13 protein-coding genes and 1 tRNA gene are annotated in these 17,524 nt (G+C 70.7%); 4 read left to right on the forward strand and 10 right to left on the reverse strand.

Annotated elements, in window-relative coordinates; all coding sequences use genetic code 11:
* Positions 1-3: 3 nt before the first annotated feature.
* Positions 4-747: a helix-turn-helix domain-containing protein gene (locus tag ACZ6B1_RS23035; RefSeq protein WP_468781137.1), complete on the reverse strand. Its 744-nt coding sequence runs from the start codon at positions 745-747 to the stop codon at positions 4-6.
* 107 nt (positions 748-854) lie between these two features.
* Positions 855-929, reverse strand: a tRNA-Leu gene (locus ACZ6B1_RS23040).
* A 103-nt stretch (positions 930-1,032) separates the two neighbouring features.
* Between ACZ6B1_RS23040 and ACZ6B1_RS23045 the strand changes: the two genes are divergently transcribed.
* Positions 1,033-1,692 (forward strand): ANTAR domain-containing response regulator, encoded by a 660-nt coding sequence (locus tag ACZ6B1_RS23045; protein ID WP_468781139.1) that lies wholly within the window; start codon positions 1,033-1,035, stop codon positions 1,690-1,692.
* An 80-nt stretch (positions 1,693-1,772) separates the two neighbouring features.
* On the opposite strand, the gene ACZ6B1_RS23050 is transcribed toward ACZ6B1_RS23045, so the two are convergent.
* The 7 genes from ACZ6B1_RS23050 to ACZ6B1_RS23080 form a co-directional block, all read right to left on the reverse strand.
* Complete coding sequence (locus ACZ6B1_RS23050; RefSeq protein WP_358931208.1) at positions 1,773-2,489, reverse strand: ABC transporter ATP-binding protein; 717 nt, start codon at positions 2,487-2,489, stop codon at positions 1,773-1,775.
* Positions 2,486-3,499, reverse strand: a complete 1,014-nt coding sequence (locus tag ACZ6B1_RS23055; protein WP_468781142.1) for an ABC transporter ATP-binding protein — start codon at positions 3,497-3,499, stop codon at positions 2,486-2,488. The genes ACZ6B1_RS23050 and ACZ6B1_RS23055 overlap by 4 nt, the downstream gene beginning before the upstream one ends.
* Positions 3,500-3,505: 6 nt before the next feature.
* Positions 3,506-5,287 carry a branched-chain amino acid ABC transporter permease gene (locus ACZ6B1_RS23060; protein WP_468781563.1) on the reverse strand — a complete coding sequence of 594 codons (1,782 nt, stop codon included), beginning with the start codon at positions 5,285-5,287 and terminating at the stop codon, positions 3,506-3,508.
* 5 nt (positions 5,288-5,292) lie between these two features.
* Positions 5,293-6,222 (reverse strand): branched-chain amino acid ABC transporter permease, encoded by a 930-nt coding sequence (locus tag ACZ6B1_RS23065; protein ID WP_401130762.1) that lies wholly within the window; start codon positions 6,220-6,222, stop codon positions 5,293-5,295.
* Between the two features lie 109 nt (positions 6,223-6,331).
* Positions 6,332-7,540, reverse strand: a complete 1,209-nt coding sequence (locus ACZ6B1_RS23070; protein WP_468781564.1) for a branched-chain amino acid ABC transporter substrate-binding protein — start codon at positions 7,538-7,540, stop codon at positions 6,332-6,334.
* Between the two features lie 715 nt (positions 7,541-8,255).
* Complete coding sequence (locus ACZ6B1_RS23075; protein ID WP_468781144.1) at positions 8,256-8,747, reverse strand: PaaI family thioesterase; 492 nt, start codon at positions 8,745-8,747, stop codon at positions 8,256-8,258.
* Between the two features lie 47 nt (positions 8,748-8,794).
* The gene (locus ACZ6B1_RS23080) at positions 8,795-11,149 is read right to left on the reverse strand and encodes an FdhF/YdeP family oxidoreductase (RefSeq protein WP_468781146.1); all 2,355 of its coding nucleotides are present in this window, start codon (positions 11,147-11,149) and stop codon (positions 8,795-8,797) included.
* A 197-nt stretch (positions 11,150-11,346) separates the two neighbouring features.
* Here ACZ6B1_RS23080 and polA point away from each other — a divergent pair, with 197 nt between their 5' ends.
* On the forward strand, positions 11,347-14,070 hold the full coding sequence (gene polA / locus ACZ6B1_RS23085; protein ID WP_468781148.1) for a DNA polymerase I: 2,724 nt from the start codon (positions 11,347-11,349) through the stop codon (positions 14,068-14,070).
* 211 nt (positions 14,071-14,281) lie between these two features.
* Positions 14,282-14,689, forward strand: coding sequence for a hypothetical protein (locus tag ACZ6B1_RS23090; protein ID WP_468781150.1), 408 nt, complete (start codon positions 14,282-14,284; stop codon positions 14,687-14,689).
* Here ACZ6B1_RS23090 and ACZ6B1_RS23095 read toward each other — a convergent pair.
* A complete protein-coding gene (locus ACZ6B1_RS23095; RefSeq protein ID WP_468781152.1) occupies positions 14,607-15,464 on the reverse strand; it encodes a DUF4184 family protein in 858 nt (285 codons plus the stop codon). The genes ACZ6B1_RS23090 and ACZ6B1_RS23095 overlap by 83 nt on opposite strands.
* 321 nt (positions 15,465-15,785) lie before the next feature.
* Between ACZ6B1_RS23095 and ACZ6B1_RS23100 the strand changes: the two genes are divergently transcribed.
* A complete protein-coding gene (locus ACZ6B1_RS23100; RefSeq protein ID WP_468781154.1) occupies positions 15,786-17,522 on the forward strand; it encodes a lytic transglycosylase domain-containing protein in 1,737 nt (578 codons plus the stop codon).
* Positions 17,523-17,524: the final 2 nt, after the last annotated feature.

The following is a 17,524-nucleotide window of genomic DNA, read 5'->3' on the forward strand; positions in this document are numbered from 1 at the left end:
TGCTCAGTGCTTGGGGCCGACGTGGGCGTCCATCAGGGCTACGGAGGCTTTGCGGGCTACGGAGATGTTCCGGTTGTTCGCCCGTTTCCACTCCACGTGGACGCGTTCCAGGGCATCAGTGAAGAGCCGCACGATGTCCTCGGACAAGTTGGTGAAGAAGTAGCGCGGGTATTCGTAGCGTTTGCGCTCACCGTCGACAAGTCTGGTCGTCCAGTTGGTGATACGGCAGCCGTCGGAGTGGATGAGGCCCCGAATGAAGTCCCAGGGGTGAGCGTCGACGATCTCCTGTTGCCAGGGAGCGAGGACGATCGGCCGTTCGTGCTTCTTGCCGGGGCCGTGCTGGGGAAACAGGCGGGGCCAGTGCGGGGAGTAGCTGGTGACCATGGCGTAGCCCTGCTTCTGGAGAGTGTGGATGCCGACGCCCGGGCGCACGCGTGTGATGGCCTCGCGGCACAACCGCATGAGTCCGGGCCATGCGTCGGCGCACGCGATCCTGAGGTAGTAGCCGCTGCGTGGGTGCGGGCTGATGCACCCGTCGCCCAGATAGAGACCCAGTAGGTACCCGTAGGCCCGATCGTCGGATGGCGGACCGGGGTCGGGAGTCGTCATGCGGGGCAGTGGCTCGAGGCGGTCCTGCCAGGAACGGATCGCAGCGCGCGAGATGCCGGTCTCGCGGCTCACCGAATTCAGGCTGCATCCCTGCGCGACGAGCGCGAGGGCCTGCTTACGTGTGCTGACGTCGTACATGCGGACACTCTGCGAAGGTGGTCGCGGCGACACGCAGAGAAAGGGCGGAGGTTCACGAGAATGCGGAAATCCGCTTCTGAATGGTGACCTTCGAATCGAAGGAAAAGTGCCCCGGGTCGGACTCGAACCGACACTGTATGGGTTTTGAATCCATTGCCTGCTGCCAATTGGGCTACCGGGGCCCGGTGAATCGAAGGTTTACCTCGACCCGCTGCCTGACCACCTTACCGCAGCTGGGTAGGCTCTTGTCAGCAGTACCGACCTGCCTCGTACCAAGGAGCCCGAGTGACCGCCCCCGAGTCGCCCCAGCCCGTAGACGCGCCCGACGACGACAAGTCGCACGTGCCTCCGCTGACGACCCGTGTCGTCATCGCCGAGGACGAGGCCCTGATCCGGCTCGACCTCAAGGAGATGCTGGAGGAGGAGGGGTACACCGTCGTCGGTGAGGCCGGGGACGGCGAGCAGGCCGTCGAACTGGCCCGCGAGCACCGCCCGGACCTGGTGATCCTCGATGTGAAGATGCCCAAGCTGGACGGCATCTCCGCGGCCGAGAAGATCGCCGAGGAGTCCATCGCCCCGGTCCTGATGCTGACCGCGTTCTCGCAGCGCGACCTGGTGGAGCGGGCCCGGGACGCCGGTGCCATGGCCTACCTGGTGAAGCCGTTCAGCAAGAGCGACGTCGTCCCGGCGATCGAGATGGCCGTGTCCCGGTTCACCGAGCTGCGGGAGCTGGAGAAGGAGGTCGAGGACCTCACCCAGCGGCTGGAGACGCGCAAGCTGGTGGACCGCGCGAAGTCCATCCTGCAGACGGAGTACGGGCTGACCGAGCCGGCCGCGTTCCGCTGGATCCAGAAGACCTCGATGGACCGGCGTCTTTCGATGCAGCAGGTCGCCGAGGCGGTCATCGCGGACAACGACGAGAAGAAGTCCGCGAAGAAGGGCTGACCCCCCCCGCGCACAGGACGAGGCCCGCGCCCCGGAGAAGGGGGCGCGGGCCTCGTCGTACGAGCGGTCCGCGGCGGGTTTCAGTCCTCGCCGAGGTACGCCTTGCGGACGGACTCGTCGTGCAGCAGGTCCTGTCCGGTGCCGGAGAGGACGATGCTGCCGACCTCCATGACGTGGCCCTGGTCGGCGAGGGAGAGCGCCGCCTGGGCGTTCTGCTCGACGAGCAGGATCGTGGTGCCGGAGGCCTTCAGCTCGACGATGGTCGCCATGATCTTCTGCATCATGATCGGCGAGAGGCCCATGGAGGGTTCGTCGAGCATCAGCAGCTTGGGCTGGGACATCAGGGCCCGGCCCATGGCGAGCATCTGCTGCTCACCGCCGGAGAGGGTGCCGGCGGCCTGCTTCCTGCGTTCCCCGAGGATGGGGAAGAGGTCGTAGGCGCGCTGGATGTCCTTCTCGATGCCTTCCTTGTCCTTGCGGAGGAAGGCGCCGAGCTGGAGGTTCTCGGCGATGGTGAGGCGCGGGAAGATGTGCCGGCCCTCGGGGGAGTGGGCGAGTCCGAGGGAGACGATCTTGTGCGCCGGTACGCCGGTGAGTGGTTTGCCGTCGAAGAGGATCTTTCCGGAGCTGGGCTTGAGCAGTCCGGAGAGGGTGCGCAGGGTGGTCGTCTTGCCGGCGCCGTTGGTGCCGATGAGGGTGACGACCTGGCCGGCTTCGACGCTGAACGAGATGCCCTTGACGGCTTCGATCTTGCCGTAGGCGACCCTGAGGTCTTCGACCTCCAGCAGTGCGGTCACTGGGCCTCTCCCTTGGTGGTGCTGGTGCTCTCCGCGCTGTCGCTCTCCGTGTCGCCGGTGGTGCCGGTGTCGGCGGGTGCGGTGTCGTCGGCGCCGGTGGTGTCGTCCGGCGCGGGCTCGGGCTCGGTGTCGGCCTGTGCGGCCTGGGGCTCGGGCTCGGCGTCGGTCTTCGGGGCCGGGGGCGCGGTGTCGGCGGCGGCCTCGGCTGCCTCGACCTCGGCGGCCTCGGCCTGGCCGGGGTCGCCCTCGAAGGGTTCGCCGAGGTAGGCGGCGACGACGCGGTCGTCGGCCTGGACGACGTCGGAGGTGCCCTCGACGAGCTTCTCGCCCTGGACGAGGACGGCGACGCGGTCGCAGAGGTTGAAGATGAAGCGCATGTCGTGCTCGATGACGAGGACGGCGATGCCCTTGTCCCGGATGGCGAAGACCAGTTCCTCGGTGGTCCGGGTCTCCTGCGGGTTCATGCCGGCCGTCGGCTCGTCGAGGAGCAGCAGGCCGGGTTCGCTGGCGAGTGCCCGGGCGATCTCCAGCTTGCGCTGTTCGCCGTAGGGCAGGTTGCGGGCGAGGTGGTCGCGCTTGGCGGCGAGGCCGACGAACTCGAGGAGTTCCATGGCCTTGGCCTCGGACTCCTTTTCGGCCTTGCGGAAGCCGGGGCCGCGCAGGAGGGCGGACCAGAGGCCTTCCTTGGTGCGGGTGTGGCGGCCGACGAGGACGTTCTCCAGGACGGTCATGTTGGCGAAGAGCCTGATGTTCTGGAAGGTCCGGGCGATGCCCGCCTGGGTGACCAGGTGGGGTTTGGGCGGGAGCACCTTGCCCTTGAAGGCGACGGTGCCCTCGGTGGGGACGTACAGGCCGGTGAGGCAGTTGAAGAACGTGGTCTTGCCGGCGCCGTTGGGGCCGATCAGGCCGACGATCTCGCCGCTGTTGACGGTGAAGTCGACGGATCGGACGGCGGTGAGGCCGCCGAAGCGCATGGTGACGTCACGGGCTTCGAGTACGGGTGTCGTCATGGTTCTTTACGCCCCTGCCTTGGTGGCGGCCGGTTCGTCGGTGAGCGTTCTCTGTTCGGGGACGTCGAGTTGGCCGATTTCGTGGAATTCGAGCTGGCGGCGGCGGTTGGCGATGATGCCTTCCGGCCGGAAGCGCATCAGCAGGACCAGGGCGATGCCGAAGGCGAGCAGTTCGTAGTTCTGCAGGAACTGGAGCTTCTCGGGGACCAGGTAGAGGACGCTGGCGCCGAGGAGGGGGCCGCTGACGGTGCCCATGCCGCCGAGGACGACTGCGGCGAGGAGGAAGGCCGAGTTGGGCGGGGCGGCGCCGGCGAACTGGTAGGGCTGGGGGTTGACGCTGTAGTTGACGTGGGCCATCACGGTGCCCGCGAGGCCGGCGAGGGAGGCGCCGAGGGCGAAGGCGATCAGCTTGACGCGGAAGCCGTTGATGCCCATGGCGGTGGCGGCGGTCTCGTCCTCGCGGATGGCGATCCAGGAGCGGCCGATGCGGGAGTCGGCGGCGCGGGTGAAGACGAGTACGACGATGGCCGTGACGATGAGCATCAGGAAGAGGTAGTTGGCGAAGCGGCCGAGTGTGAACCCGGCGATCTGGTGTGCTTCGCCGAATTTGAACCCGAGGATGTCCAGGTCGGGGATCTGGGTGATGCCGTTGGGGCCGCGGGTGATGTCGGGTCCGGAGTCGCCGTCGAGGTTGTTGACGGTGATGCGGAAGATCTCTCCGAAGCCGAGGGTGACGATGGCCAGGTAGTCGCCGCGCAGTCGCAGGGTGGGGGCGCCGATGAGGACGCCGAAGACGAGCGAGGCGGCCATGCCGGTGAGGGCGGCGGCCCAGAAGGGGAAGTGGACTCCGGAGAAGCGGGAGTACTCGGAGCCGGAGACGAGGGCCGCGGCGTAGGCGCCGACGCCGAGGAAGGCGACGTAGCCGAGGTCGAGGAGGCCGGTGAGGCCGACGACGATGTTCAGGCCGAGGGCGACGGTGGCGAAGATGAGGATGTTGACGCCGACGTTGGCGTTGTGGTCGTCGCTCTGGGTGAAGGGGAAGATGACGGCGGCGAGGAAGGCGAGGGTGGAGGCGAAGCCCTTGTGCTGTGCGGCCATGGTCGCGTAGCGGTCGACGAGGCCGGTGTGCATCAGGCCCCAGGCGGCGAAGATGACGAGGAGGAGGAAGCCGATGAAGGTTTCGCTCGCGTCGTTGTCGATGCCGATGCCGTAGGTGAAGGCGATGAGGGCGATGGCGGTGCCGGCGGTGATGATGCCGCGCTCGAGGAGCGGGGACAGGGTGCCGGGGCGGGGCTGCTGGGGCTTGGTGAGGTAGCCGCGCAGGCCGGTGCCGGGGGCGGGGTGCGGCAGGGCGAGGGCGCCGATGACGGGGAGTGCGGAGGCGGCCATGGCGACGTAGGCGCCGGGGTCGAGGTTGACCAGGCCGCTGAGGTCGACGGCGATGGCGATGCCGGTGAACCAGCAGACGGTGAACGCCGACAGGGCGGTGAGGAAGACGGGGGAGGTGGCGCCGGCGGGGTTGAGCCAGCGCAGGCCCTTGGTGTTCCACAGGGTGAGGGCGAACAGCAGTGTGAGGGCACCGGCGACGAGGGCGAGGATCTGCAGGCCCGCGGGGTAGCCGTAGACGGTGAGGTCGCCGGGGAACGCGGGGGTCCAGGTCCAGCTCAGGAAGGTGCTGGCGATGGTGCCCACGGCGCCGGTGGCGATGAGCAGGCGGGCCGCGGCGGGCGGCAGCGGGACGGGTCCGTGCGTGGCCGTGGCCGGTGCTTTGGTGGTGGTGTCGGTCATGGTGCTCACGCCCTGTCCGCGACGCGCTCGCCGAGCAGGCCTTGTGGTCTGAAGAGGAGTACGAGGATGAGGAGGACGAAGGCCCAGACGGCGGCCCAGCCGCCTCCGCCGAGCTGCTGCATGCCGGGGATGTCGGCGATGTAGGCGGTGGCCATGGCTTCGGCGAGGCCGAGGACGAGGCCGCCGAGCATGGCGCCGTAGATGTTGCCGATGCCGCCGAGGACGGCCGCGGTGAATGCCTTGAGGCCGGCGATGAAGCCCATGTCGTAGGAGACGGAGCCGTACTTGAGGCCGTAGGAGAGGCCGGCGACGGCGGCGAAGAAGCCGCCGATGGCGAAGGCGATGACGATGATGCGGTTGGTGTCGATGCCCATGAGCTGTGCGGTGTCCGGGTCCTGGGCGGTGGCCTGCATGGCGCGGCCGGTGCGGGAGAGCCGGACGAAGAAGGCGAGGACGGCCATGCACAGCGGGGCGGCGATGATGAGGAAGACGTCGCCGCTCTGTACGGTCACGGAGCCTAGGTGCAGGGGGCCGAAGGGCAGCTGCGGGAAGACCCGGGCCGACTTGGCGTCGGGGTACCAGTTGAAGACCGCCTGCTGCAGGGCGAGGGACAGGCCGATGGCGGTGATGAGTGGTGCGAGGCGTGGTGCGCCGCGCAGGGGGCGGTAGGCGAAGCGCTCGGCGCCGACGGCGATGAGCACGGCGACCAGTGCGCCGCCGATGAGCATCGCCGGCAGGGCTATCCACATGGATATGCCGTCCGGCAGGACGAGGTAGACCGTGAGTGCGCCGAAGCCTCCGGTCATGAAGATCTCGCCGTGGGCGAAGTTGATGAGCTGGACGATGCCGTACACCATCGTGTAGCCGATGGCGATCAGCCCGTACATCGAGCCGAGGAACAGCCCGTTGGCCAGCTGCTGCGGCAGGGTGTTCACCGCATGGCCTCCATGTGGTGGGGAGAGTCGAGGGGGGCGTAGAAGGCGGGCCGCGCGGTGACGGTGGTCTGCGCCGCGCGGCCCTGGTGGTGCGGAGTGTCCGGCTGGACTACTTCGGGTTGGCGACGCCGCTCTTGGCGGACTTCCACTCGCCGTTGGTGACCTTGTAGACGGTCAGCTGCTTGTTGGTGGTGTCGCCGAACTCGTCGAACGAGATCTTGCCGGAGATGCCGTCGAAGGAGCTCTTCTGGACGGCGTCGACGACCTGCTGGCGGGCGTCGGAGGGCACCTTGCCGTCCTTCACGACCTGGCCGACGGCCTTGATGATGGCGGTGGTGGCGTCGTAGGCGTAGGAGCCGTAGGTGCCGTAGTCGCCGGGGTACTTCTTGGCCTTGTAGGCGGCCACGAAGTCCTTGGCGGCGGGCAGGGTGTCGACGGGGACGCCGATGGAGGTGACGAGGTCGCCCTCGGCGGCCTTGCCGGCGGTCTTGATGTAGGTCGGGGTGAACATGCCGTCGCCGCCGAACAGCGGGATCTTGGCGCCGGCGTCCTTGAGCTGCTTGGTCAGCACCTGGGACTCGTCGTACTGGCCGCCGTAGTAGAGGATGTCGGCGCCCGAGTTCTTGATCTTGGTGGCGAGGGTGGAGAAGTCGCGGTCACCGGTGTTGACGTGGTCGGTGCCGACGACCTTGCCGCCCTGCTTGGCGAACTGGGCCTTGAAGATCTTGGAGAGGCCGGCGCCGTAGGTCTGCTTGTCGTCGACGACGAAGGCCTTCTTCTTCTTGAGGCCGTTGTACGCGTAGTCGGCGGCGAAGGCGCCCTGGAGGGCGTCGGTGGTGGCCGTGCGGAAGTAGGACTTGAACGGGCGGGACTTGCTGGTCTGCCAGTTCTTGCCCTGGGTCAGCTCGGGCGCGGTGTTGGAGGGGGAGATCTCCACGAGGTTGGCCGAGGCGAGGGTCTGCTGCATCTGGGTGGCCACGCCGGAGTTGAGCGGGCCGACGACGCCGAGGACGTCCTTCTCGGCGACGAGCTGGGAGGCGTTCTGCTGGCCGGTGGCCGGGATCGCCTTGTCGTCCAGTGCCTTGATCTTGAAGGTGACGCCGGGGACGGTCTTGTTCTTGTTGGCGTCGTCGACGGCGATCTGGGCGCCGTACTGGATGCCGAGACCGGTCGCGGAGTTCTGGCCGGTCAGCGGGGCGTCGACGCCGATCGTGACCGTCACGTTGCCGCTGTCGCCGCCCTTGCTGTCGTCATTGCGGGAGCCGCAGGCGGTGAGGGTCAGAGCTCCGGTGGTCAGAACGGAGGTAAGAATCACCAGAGAACGCTGTCGCACAATCGATCCTTTCCGCAGGCACGTTCGCCCCGTGTGGTGGGGTCTTGGGTGCCGCGCCGGTACCGAACTCCCGATGGAGCGGTGACTGGCCGTGACTCTAAGCGTGTGTGGACAACGTGGAGGAGTGCTTGCCCAAGGCTGTGACGCTCTTGTTATGACACGGGGTAATGCAGAGCGGTGCGGCGTGGGGGGAACGCATGAATTCAGGTCGATTCGCCCCGTCCACATTCTGAGAACCCGCAGGACCGTCTCGGCGCGTTCAGGCGTCTCGACGGTTTTGGTAATTACGCAACTCTGTTGCTGCAGGCGACTTTCGGGGCTGCTGCGCGGTCCTGGGACCGGTGGGCGCGATGGCCGAAACCGAGAATCTGGATTGCGCGCGTATTACATAGAGTTACTGCGGAGGAAAGGAGCCCGACGGCTTCGACGCTTATCCGCATTCCGCCCATGGGGAGGGTTGTGGTGATCTTGCGGGGAGAGCGTCCCTTTGTCCGGAAGAGGGGTGCGCGGCGCGGTGCGGCGGTATCCGGACGTGCTCGGCGGTGAGGGCGCGGATCCGTCCGGGGCGAGCACACGGGCCCGCGGGCCTGCCGGGCCGTCAACTCGGGCGCGGCGATGGGGCGGTGACGCGGTCTCGCATCGCGGTCGCCGGGTGGGGAAAGGGGGCCGGCGGGGCCTCGGTGGCCCCGCCGGGCAGCGGTCAGGCGCCGGTGTTCGGCACGTGCGCCTCGTCGCCCTTGCGGACGTCGCGCAGCAGGCACGTCAGCCGGGCGGTGCAGACCCGGCGTCCCTCGTCGTCGCTGATGACGATCTCGTACGTCGCCGTGGAGCGCCCCCGGTGCACGGGCGTCGCCACGCCGGTCACCAGGCCCGAGCGGGCGCCGCGGTGGTGGGTGCAGTTGAGGTCGACGCCGACCGCGATCTTCGAGCTCCCGCCGTGCAGCATGGAGCCGACCGAGCCCAGGGTCTCCGCCAGCACCGCGGACGCGCCGCCGTGCAGCAGCCCGTACGGCTGGGTGTTGCCCTCGACCGGCATGGTGCCGACGACCCGCTCCGCCGACGCCTCCAGGATCTGCACGCCCATGCGGGTCCCGAGGTGGCCCGCGGAGAACAGTGCGGGCAGGTCGACGCCGAGCGCGGCGTACTCGTCGACGACCTCCTGCGGGAATCTCACCTGCTGCTGCTCACCCATGGGCGCGGCTCCGTTCTCGTACAGCTGTCACGTGGCTGAGCAAACGCTCAGTCGGTCGCCGATTGTTCCAGACGGCCTTCCGGGCGGACCTGCGGGCGGCGGTCACCCGCACCGCTCCCCACCGCGTCCCCCAGGGTGTGTTCCAGCCGGACCACGACGGACTTGCTGGCCGGGGTGTTGCTGGTGTCGGCCGTGGCGTCCAGCGGCACCAGCACGTTGGTCTCCGGGTAGTAGGAAGCGGCGCAGCCCCGGGCCGTCGGGTAGTGCACGACGCGGAAGCCGGGCGCCCGCCGCTCCACGCCGTCCCGCCACTCGCTCACCAGGTCGACGTACGACCCGTCGGCGATCCCCAGGGCGCGCGCGTCCTCGGGGTTCACCAGCACCACGCGGCGGCCGCCCGTGATGCCCCGGTAGCGGTCGTCCAGGCCGTAGATGGTGGTGTTGTACTGGTCGTGGGAGCGCAGCGTCTGCAACAGCAGCCGGCCGGCGGGGAGTTCCGGGTACTCCACGGGGGCCGCGGTGAAGTTCGCCTTGCCGGTCGCGGTCGGGAAGCGGCGTTCGTCGCGCGGCGCGTGGGGCAGGGCGAAGCCGCCGGGGCGGGCCACCCGCGCGTTGAAGTCCTCGAAGCCGGGGATCACGCGCGCGATGCGGTCGCGGATCGTCGCGTAGTCCTTCTCGAACTCCTCCCAGGGCACCTTGGTGTCCGCGCCGAGCACCCGGCGCGCCAGCCGGCACACGATCGCCGGCTCGGACAGCAGGTGCCGGCTCGCCGGCTCCAGACGGCCGCGCGAGGCGTGCACCATGCCCATGGAGTCCTCGACGGTCACGAACTGCTCGTCGCCGCCCCGCAGATCGCGCTCGGTACGGCCCAGCGTCGGCAGGATCAGGGCACGCGCGCCCGTGACCACGTGCGAGCGGTTCAGCTTGGTCGACACGTGCACGGTCAGCCGCGCGCGCCGCATGGCCGCCTCGGTGACCTCCGTGTCGGGTGAGGCGGAGACGAAGTTGCCGCCCATGGCGAAGAACACCTTCGCCTCGCCGTCGCGCAGCGCGCGGATGGCCCGCACGACGTCGAAGCCGTGCTCGCGGGGCGGCGCGAACCCGAACTCCTTCTCCAGCGCGTCCAGGAAGGCCGGGGCGGGCCGTTCGAAGATGCCCATCGTGCGGTCGCCCTGCACGTTGGAGTGGCCGCGCACCGGGCACACGCCCGCACCGGGACGTCCGATGTTGCCACGCAGCAGAAGGAAGTTGACGACCTCGCGGATGGTCGGCACGGAGTGCTTGTGCTGGGTGAGGCCCATGGCCCAGCAGACGATGGTCCGCCGCGAGGCGAGGACCATGCCGAGGGCCTGCTCGATCTCCGCGCGCGTGAGACCGGTGGCCGCGAGTGTCCCGTCCCAGTCGGCGGCGCGGGCGGCCTCGGCGAACTCCTCGTACCCGTGCGTGTGGTCCGCCACGAACTCCTCGTCGACCGCGCCCTCGGTGTCGAGGATCAGCTTGTTGAGGAGGCGGAACAGGGCCTGGTCGCCGCCGATGCGGATCTGCAGGAACAGATCGGTCAGCGCGGCGCCCTTCAGCATGCCCTGCGGGGTCTGCGGGTTCTTGAACCGCTCCAGGCCGGCCTCGGGCAGCGGGTTGACGCTGATGATCCGCGCGCCGTTCGCCTTGGCCTTCTCCAGCGCGGAGAGCATGCGCGGGTGGTTCGTCCCGGGGTTCTGCCCGGCCACGATGATCAGGTCGGCCCGGTACAAATCCTCCAGCAGGACGCTGCCCTTGCCGATGCCGATGGTCTCCGACAGGGCCGAGCCGGACGACTCGTGGCACATGTTGGAGCAGTCCGGCAGGTTGTTGGTGCCCAGCTCGCGCGCGAAGAGCTGGTAGAGGAACGCGGCCTCGTTGCTGGTGCGGCCGGAGGTGTAGAAGACCGCCTCGTCGGGGGAGGCGAGGGCGGAGATCTCCTCGGCGATGATGTCGAAGGCGCGTTCCCAGGCGACCGGCTCGTAGTGCGTGCCGTCCTCGGCGAGGTACATGGGGTGGGTGAGCCGGCCCTGCTGGCCCAGCCAGTACCCGCTGCGCCCGGCGAGGTCGGCGACCGGGTGCGCGGCGAAGAACTCCGGGGTGACCCGGCGCAGGGTGGCCTCCTCGGCCACCGCCTTGGCGCCGTTCTCGCAGAACTCCGCCTTGTGCCGGTGGTCCGGCTCCGGCCAGGCGCAGCCCGGGCAGTCGAAGCCGTCCTTCTGGTTCACGCGCAGCAGGGTCAGCGCGGTGCGCCGCACACCCATCTGCTGCTGGGCGATGCGCAGGGTGTGGCCGATGGCCGGCAGGCCCGCCGCCGCGTGTTTGGGCTCCGTGACCTGCGGCGCGTCCTGGACCGGATCACCCTTGGGCGGCTTCGTCGCCATCGCCCGCTCCCCTTCGACTGCGTGTGAGACGTACGCCACCGATCCTCCCACGGGGCACCGACAGGCGGCCGGGGCGGGCGTGCCGGTGCGCGCCCGCCGCCCGGCCGCCGCCCGCGACGGCGGCGCGGGCCCGCTCCGGGGCCCGCCGCGCAGCGGGCCGGTCCCGGCTGTCGGTGGGGCGTGGCAGGATCGGGGACGTGGCAGAGACAGCATCGAAGAAGACCGACAGCAACCCCGGCGGCCGTCCCCGGCTGATGCTCATGGACGGGCACTCGCTGGCCTACCGCGCGTTCTTCGCGCTGCCCGCGGAGAACTTCACCACCGCGACGGGCCAGCCGACGAACGCGATCTACGGCTTCGCGTCGATGCTGGCCAACACCCTGCGTGACGAGGCGCCCACGCACTTCGCGGTGGCCTTCGACGTCTCCCGCAAGACCTGGCGCTCCGAGCGGTTCACCGAGTACAAGGCGAACCGCTCGAAGACCCCCGACGAGTTCAAGGGGCAGGTCGAGCTGATCGGCGAGCTGCTCGACGCGATGAACGCGCAGCGCTTCGCCGTCGAGGGCTTCGAGGCGGACGACGTCATCGCCACCCTCGCCACCCAGGCCGAGGCCGAGGGCTTCGAGGTGCTGATCGTCACCGGCGACCGCGACTCCTTCCAGCTCGTCACCGAGCACACGACCGTGCTGTACCCGACGAAGGGCGTCTCTGAGCTGACCCGGTTCACCCCGGAGAAGGTCTTCGAGAAGTACGGATTGACGCCCGCCCAGTACCCGGACTTCGCCGCCCTGCGCGGCGACCCGTCCGACAACCTCCCCGGCATCCCCGGCGTCGGCGAGAAGACCGCCGCGAAGTGGATCAACCAGTTCGGCTCGTTCGCGGAGCTGGTCGAGCGCGTCGAGGAGGTCAAGGGCAAGGCGGGCCAGAACCTGCGCGACCACCTGGAGTCGGTCAAGCTCAACCGGCTGCTCACCGAGCTGGAGCGCCAGGTCGAGCTGCCGAGGACGGTCACCGACCTGGAGCGGGCGCCGTACGACCGCAAGACCGTCGCGATGGTCCTGGACACCCTGGAGATCCGCAACCCGTCACTGCGCGAGCGGCTCTTCGCCGTCGACCCCGGCGCCGAGGAGGCCGAGACCACGCCGGTCGCGGCGCAGGGCGTGGAGCTGGACGGCACCATCCTGCGCACCGGTGAGCTGGCCGGCTGGCTCGCCGGGCACGGCACCGGGACCCTCGGCGTCGCCACGGTCGACACGTGGGCGCTGGGCACCGGCTCGGTCGCCGAGGTCGCCCTCGCCGCGGCCGGGGGAGCGGCCGCCTGGTTCGACCCGGCCGAGCTGGACGAGGCCGACGAGCGGGCCTTCGCCGGCTGGCTCGCCGACGCAGGCCGCCCGAAGGTGTTCCACAACGCCAAGGGCGCCATGCGGGTCCTCGCCGAGCACGGCTGGCGCGTCGAGGGAGTCGCGATGGACACCGCGCTCGCCGCGTACCTGGTCAAGCCGGGCCGCCGCTCCTTCGACCTGGACGCGCTGTCCCTGGAGTACCTGCACCGCGAGCTGGCCCCCGCCGCCGCGGCCGACGGCCAGCTCGCGTTCGGCGCGGACGAGGGCGCCGAGGCGGAGGCCCTGATGATCCAGGCCCGCGCCGTCCTCGACCTGGGAGAGGCCTTCGAGGGCCGTCTCGAGGAGGTCGGCGCCGCCGACCTGCTGCGGGACATGGAGCTGCCCACCTCCGCCCTGCTCGCCCGCATGGAACGCGACGGCATCGCGGCCGACCGCGCCCACCTCGAGGCGATGGAGCAGACGTTCGCGGGCGCCGTGCAGCAGGCCGTGAAGGAGGCCCACGCCGCCGCCGGCCGCGAGTTCAACCTCGGCTCGCCCAAGCAGCTCCAGGAAGTCCTCTTCGGTGAACTGGCCCTGCCGAAGACGAAGAAGACCAAGACCGGATACACCACCGACGCCGACGCCCTGGCCTGGCTCGCCACCCAGACCGACAACGAACTGCCGGTGATCATGCTCCGGCACCGCGAGCAGGCGAAGCTGCGCGTCACCGTCGAGGGCCTGATCAAGACCATCGCCGCCGACGGCCGCATCCACACCACGTTCAACCAGACGGTGGCCGCGACCGGACGGCTGTCGTCCACCGACCCCAACCTGCAGAACATCCCGGTCCGCACCGACGAGGGCCGGGCGATCCGCCGCGGCTTCGTGGTCGGCGAGGGCTTCGAGTCCCTGATGACCGCCGACTACAGCCAGATCGAGCTGCGCGTCATGGCCCACCTCTCCGAGGACGAGGGCCTGATCGAGGCGTTCACCACCGGCGAGGACCTGCACACCACGGTCGCCTCCCAGGTCTTCTCGGTCGGGCGGGACGCGGTCGACGCGGAGATGCGCCGCAAGATCAAGGCCATGTCGTACGGCCTGGCCTACGGACTGTCCGCCTTCGGCCTCTCCCAGCAGCTGAACATCGAGGCGGCCGAGGCCCGCGGCCTGATGGACACCTACTTCGAGCGCTTCGGCGGCGTCCGCGACTACCTGCGCCGGGTCGTCGACGAAGCACGGGCCACGGGCTACACGGCGACCCTCTTCGGACGCCGCCGCTACCTCCCCGACCTCAACAGCGACAACCGCCAGCGCCGCGAGGCCGCCGAACGCATGGCCCTCAACGCCCCCATCCAGGGCACGGCGGCCGACATCGTCAAGATCGCCATGCTCAACGTCCACCGGGCCCTGCGCGAGGCGGACCTGAAGTCCCGCCTGCTCCTGCAGGTGCACGACGAAATCGTGCTGGAGATCGCCCCCGGCGAGCGCGCGGCCACCGAGGAACTCGTCCGCCGGGAGATGGCCGGCGCCGTCCGGCTGCGCGCCCCGCTCGACGTCTCGGTGGGCGTGGGCCGGGACTGGGAGTCGGCGGCGCACTGACGCCCGACCGGCCCCCTCCACGAGCAGGAGGAACCCCGGCCCCCGCCGGCCCCGGTGCCCGCAAGGGGACGCGGTGACACGCGCACCGCGTCCCTCCCCGGGCACCGCACCGGCGCCGGCACCCCTGTCCGGCGGAACCCCGGCGGGGTCCTTCACTCACGTGGACCCCGCCAGAACGCACCCCCCTGCCCGCAGCCGCAACACTGCGGGCATGGGTATACGCATGCTCCACCGCCGGACGCCCGAGGTACGAGGCGGCACCCGGGCCGAGGCCGGCAGCGCCTCCGGCCCGGCCGCGGCCGCCTCGCCGGTCCCGGCCCTCGCGGCCGGCGCAAGCACCGCCCGCATCCCCCTCGACCGGGCCGCCGCCTTCCGCGGAGCCGCGGCCGGCCTGCTGCGCCGTCCGGGCGCCCGTCTCCGCCGCGCCGCCGACCGGCGCGGCTGGGCGGACCTCGCCCGCGCCTACCTGGCGCTGCTGCTCACCGCGATCCCCCGGACCCGCCCCAGACGCACCCTCACCGTCTTCGTCGCCGCCCTCACCGAGCCGCCGACCGGTCCCGGCCCGCACCGACCACCCCACCAGGACCGCCCGGAACCCGGACCGGACGCCACACCCTGACCCCGGCCGCGTACAGCAGCACTCCGAGCAGCAGCCCGGCCCCGGCCCCGAAACACAGCGTCGGCACCAGGTCCAGCGGCCGCACGGACGCACCCCAGTACGCCCACCAGCGCACCGCCCGCTGCACCGCCCCCGCCAGCGCACAGACCCCGATCGCGGCCGCCGCCCACCACCGGTCCCGTACCGACAGCGCGGGCACCCCCGCCGGCTCCCCGGCGGGCGCCCGCCGCAGCGCCCCCACCAGGAACACGGCGATCACCACGGCCGCCACCGCGGACGAGCCGTACTGCAGCCACGTGTACCGCGGCAGGCCCGCCACCACCCCGCCGAGCCCCGGGACCAGCCGCGACCCCCACCGGTCGTGGTGCGTGAACGCGTCCCACACGACGTGCGTCAGCGCGCCGAGCACCGCCGAGACATATCCCCGCAGCACCCGGTCGGCCCGTAGGCGCGCCCGTGGCGCCCCGCAGCGCAGCAGAGCGGCCCCCCGCCCCTGGCGGGCCCGGGGGAGCAGCGCCACCAGCGGCTCCCGCACGAACAGCCACAGCCCCACCAGCGCCCAGGCGATCAGGACGTCCACGCCGGCCACCCCCGGCAGGGAGTGCGTGACCGTCCCGAACTCCATCGCGTCCCGCCGGACGCTCGCCGCGTAGTAGGTGACATCGGGTGCGAAGGCCCCCGCGACGAGCACCGAGGGCACCAGCCGGCCCCGGCCACCGCCGTCCCGGCGGATGGCGGGCAGTACGGCCGCCGCGTGGCTGAGTGTGAACGGCAACAGGGCCCCCTCGGGCGGTCGTCGGCCACGGCTTCGCGACCGGTGATCACGTCCCGTCCAGTATGCGTCGGCGCCGTTCACGGCTCCCGCGGCCCGACACTGTCGGCCAACCGGCGAAAACCGGACGCGAACGGGTGCCCCCGCCAAGCAAGTTGTCGTAGGGTCACCTGGGTTGCCGTGCCGGGCGGCCCGGTCGCACACCCGTCGCAGGGACCGAAAGGCGGAACAGGGGCAACCAGAGCACCGGGTCAACCGTCACACCAGAGCGAGGCACACAGACGGAGACGGACGCGGCACGCGTCCACGGGAGGGGTTCACTCTATGGCGGCGCATTTCGGCAGGCGGCTGCGCAAGGGAGCGGCGACCACCGCCGTGGCAGCGGCGGCGGTCGCGGCACTGTCCGCGTCCCAGGCCCCGGGAGCGGCCGGCGACGACCACGGCAGACCGGCCTCGGCCGGCTCCAGCAGTCCCGCACCCGATGCCGCCGCCGACGGCAACGCCACCGGCAACTCGCCGTACTACACGGACCTTCCGCCGCTGAAGAGCCCCAACCCCAGCCCCTCGTCGACGGCCGGTGACCCCGTCGCCCGAGGAGAGGCGGAGGCGGGCATACCCGCGACCGTCCTCGACGCCTACAAGAAGGCCGAGGCCGAGCTGCGCTCGTCCAAGCCCGGCTGCAACCTGCCCTGGCAACTCCTGGCCGCCATCGGCAAGGTGGAGTCCGGTCAGGCCCGCGGCGGCCGCGTCGACGCGGACGGCACCACGGTCGGCCGGATCCTCGGCCCGCAGCTCGACGGCAACGGTTTCGCGCTCATCAAGGACACCGACCACGGCGAGTACGACGGCAACAGCCACTACGACCAGGCCATCGGCCCGATGCAGTTCATCCCGTCCACCTGGGCCTGGGCCGGCCGCGACGGCAACGCCGACGGCAAGGCCGACCCGAACAACGTCTACGACGCCGCGCTCGCCGCGGGCCACTACCTGTGCCGCAACGACTGGGACATGTCCACCGAGCCCGGCCTGCACAGCGCGATCCTCAGCTACAACAACTCGCAGGACTACCTGAACCTGGTCCTGAACTGGCTGCACTACTACCGCAAGGGCACCCACTCCGTGCCCGACGGCACCGGCGGGGTACCCAGCCACCGCAGCGACGACGGCACCCCGCGCACCCACACCCCGGCACCGTCCGAGCCGCCGCGCACGAACCCCGGCCACAAGCCGGACCCCAAGCCCGAACCGAAACCGCACCAGCCGGGCGGCGGCAGCCAGAGCCCCGACCCCCAGCCGCCCAAGCCGCCGGTCCCGCCGCAGCAGCCCACCCCGTCCGAGACCGTGGACCACCTCGAGGACGCCGGCACCGCGCAGCTCACCGCGATGGCAGGCGACGCGTTCGGGCAGCGGATCGGCACCCGCGCCGAGACCAAGGCGGGGACGGCCGTCGCCAAGGTCAGGATCCGGTTCACCATCACCGGTGACACCGACGCCACCTTCGCCGGCGGCGAGACCGTCGCCACCGTCGCCACCGACACCAAGGGCGTGGCGCTCGCACCGGCCCTCCAGGCGGGCGAGAAGACCGGCGACTTCAAGATCACCACCGCTGTCGTCGGCCACCAGGTCAAGAGCGTCGGCTACACCGCCACCGTCACCGCCCGCGCCGCCGACACCCTCACCCGCACCGGCGACACCGCGATGACCTGCACCCCCGGCGGCGAGTTCGCCGAGCAGATCCAGGTGAAGGCGACCTACAAGGGCGCAGCCGCCGACCGGGTCGCCGCCACCGCCACCCTGATCAAGGCCGCCGCCGACGCCACCGAGAACGACAAGGGCCCCTACTTCAAGGACGCCGACGGCAAGACCGTACGCACCCTCACCGGCCTCAAGACCGACGCCGAGGGCCGGCTCACGCTGCCCAAGCTGTACGCGGACGACACCACCGGCACCTTCCTGCTCCGGGTCACCACCCCCGGCGGCGGCACCGTCACCGTCGAACTGAAGGTCGCCGCCGCCGACGCCTCCGCCAGCCCCTCGCCGAGCCCGTCCGCGACCTCTTGACG

The organism is Streptomyces sp. NPDC041129, from assembly GCF_055592265.1.

What these genes read in the sequence shown, in the direction of transcription:
- ACZ6B1_RS23055 (WP_468781142.1), bottom strand. Translation starts at nt 3,499, where the DNA reads ATGACGACACCCGTACTCGAAGCCCGTGACGTCACCATGCGCTTCGGC.
- ACZ6B1_RS23060 (WP_468781563.1), bottom strand. Translation starts at nt 5,287, where the DNA reads ATGACCGACACCACCACCAAAGCACCGGCCACGGCCACGCACGGACCC.
- ACZ6B1_RS23075 (WP_468781144.1), bottom strand. Translation starts at nt 8,747, where the DNA reads ATGGGTGAGCAGCAGCAGGTGAGATTCCCGCAGGAGGTCGTCGACGAG.
- ACZ6B1_RS23035 (WP_468781137.1), bottom strand. Translation starts at nt 747, where the DNA reads ATGTACGACGTCAGCACACGTAAGCAGGCCCTCGCGCTCGTCGCGCAG.
- ACZ6B1_RS23090 (WP_468781150.1), top strand. Translation starts at nt 14,282, where the DNA reads ATGGGTATACGCATGCTCCACCGCCGGACGCCCGAGGTACGAGGCGGC.
- ACZ6B1_RS23100 (WP_468781154.1), top strand. Translation starts at nt 15,786, where the DNA reads ATGGCGGCGCATTTCGGCAGGCGGCTGCGCAAGGGAGCGGCGACCACC.
- ACZ6B1_RS23080 (WP_468781146.1), bottom strand. Translation starts at nt 11,149, where the DNA reads ATGGCGACGAAGCCGCCCAAGGGTGATCCGGTCCAGGACGCGCCGCAG.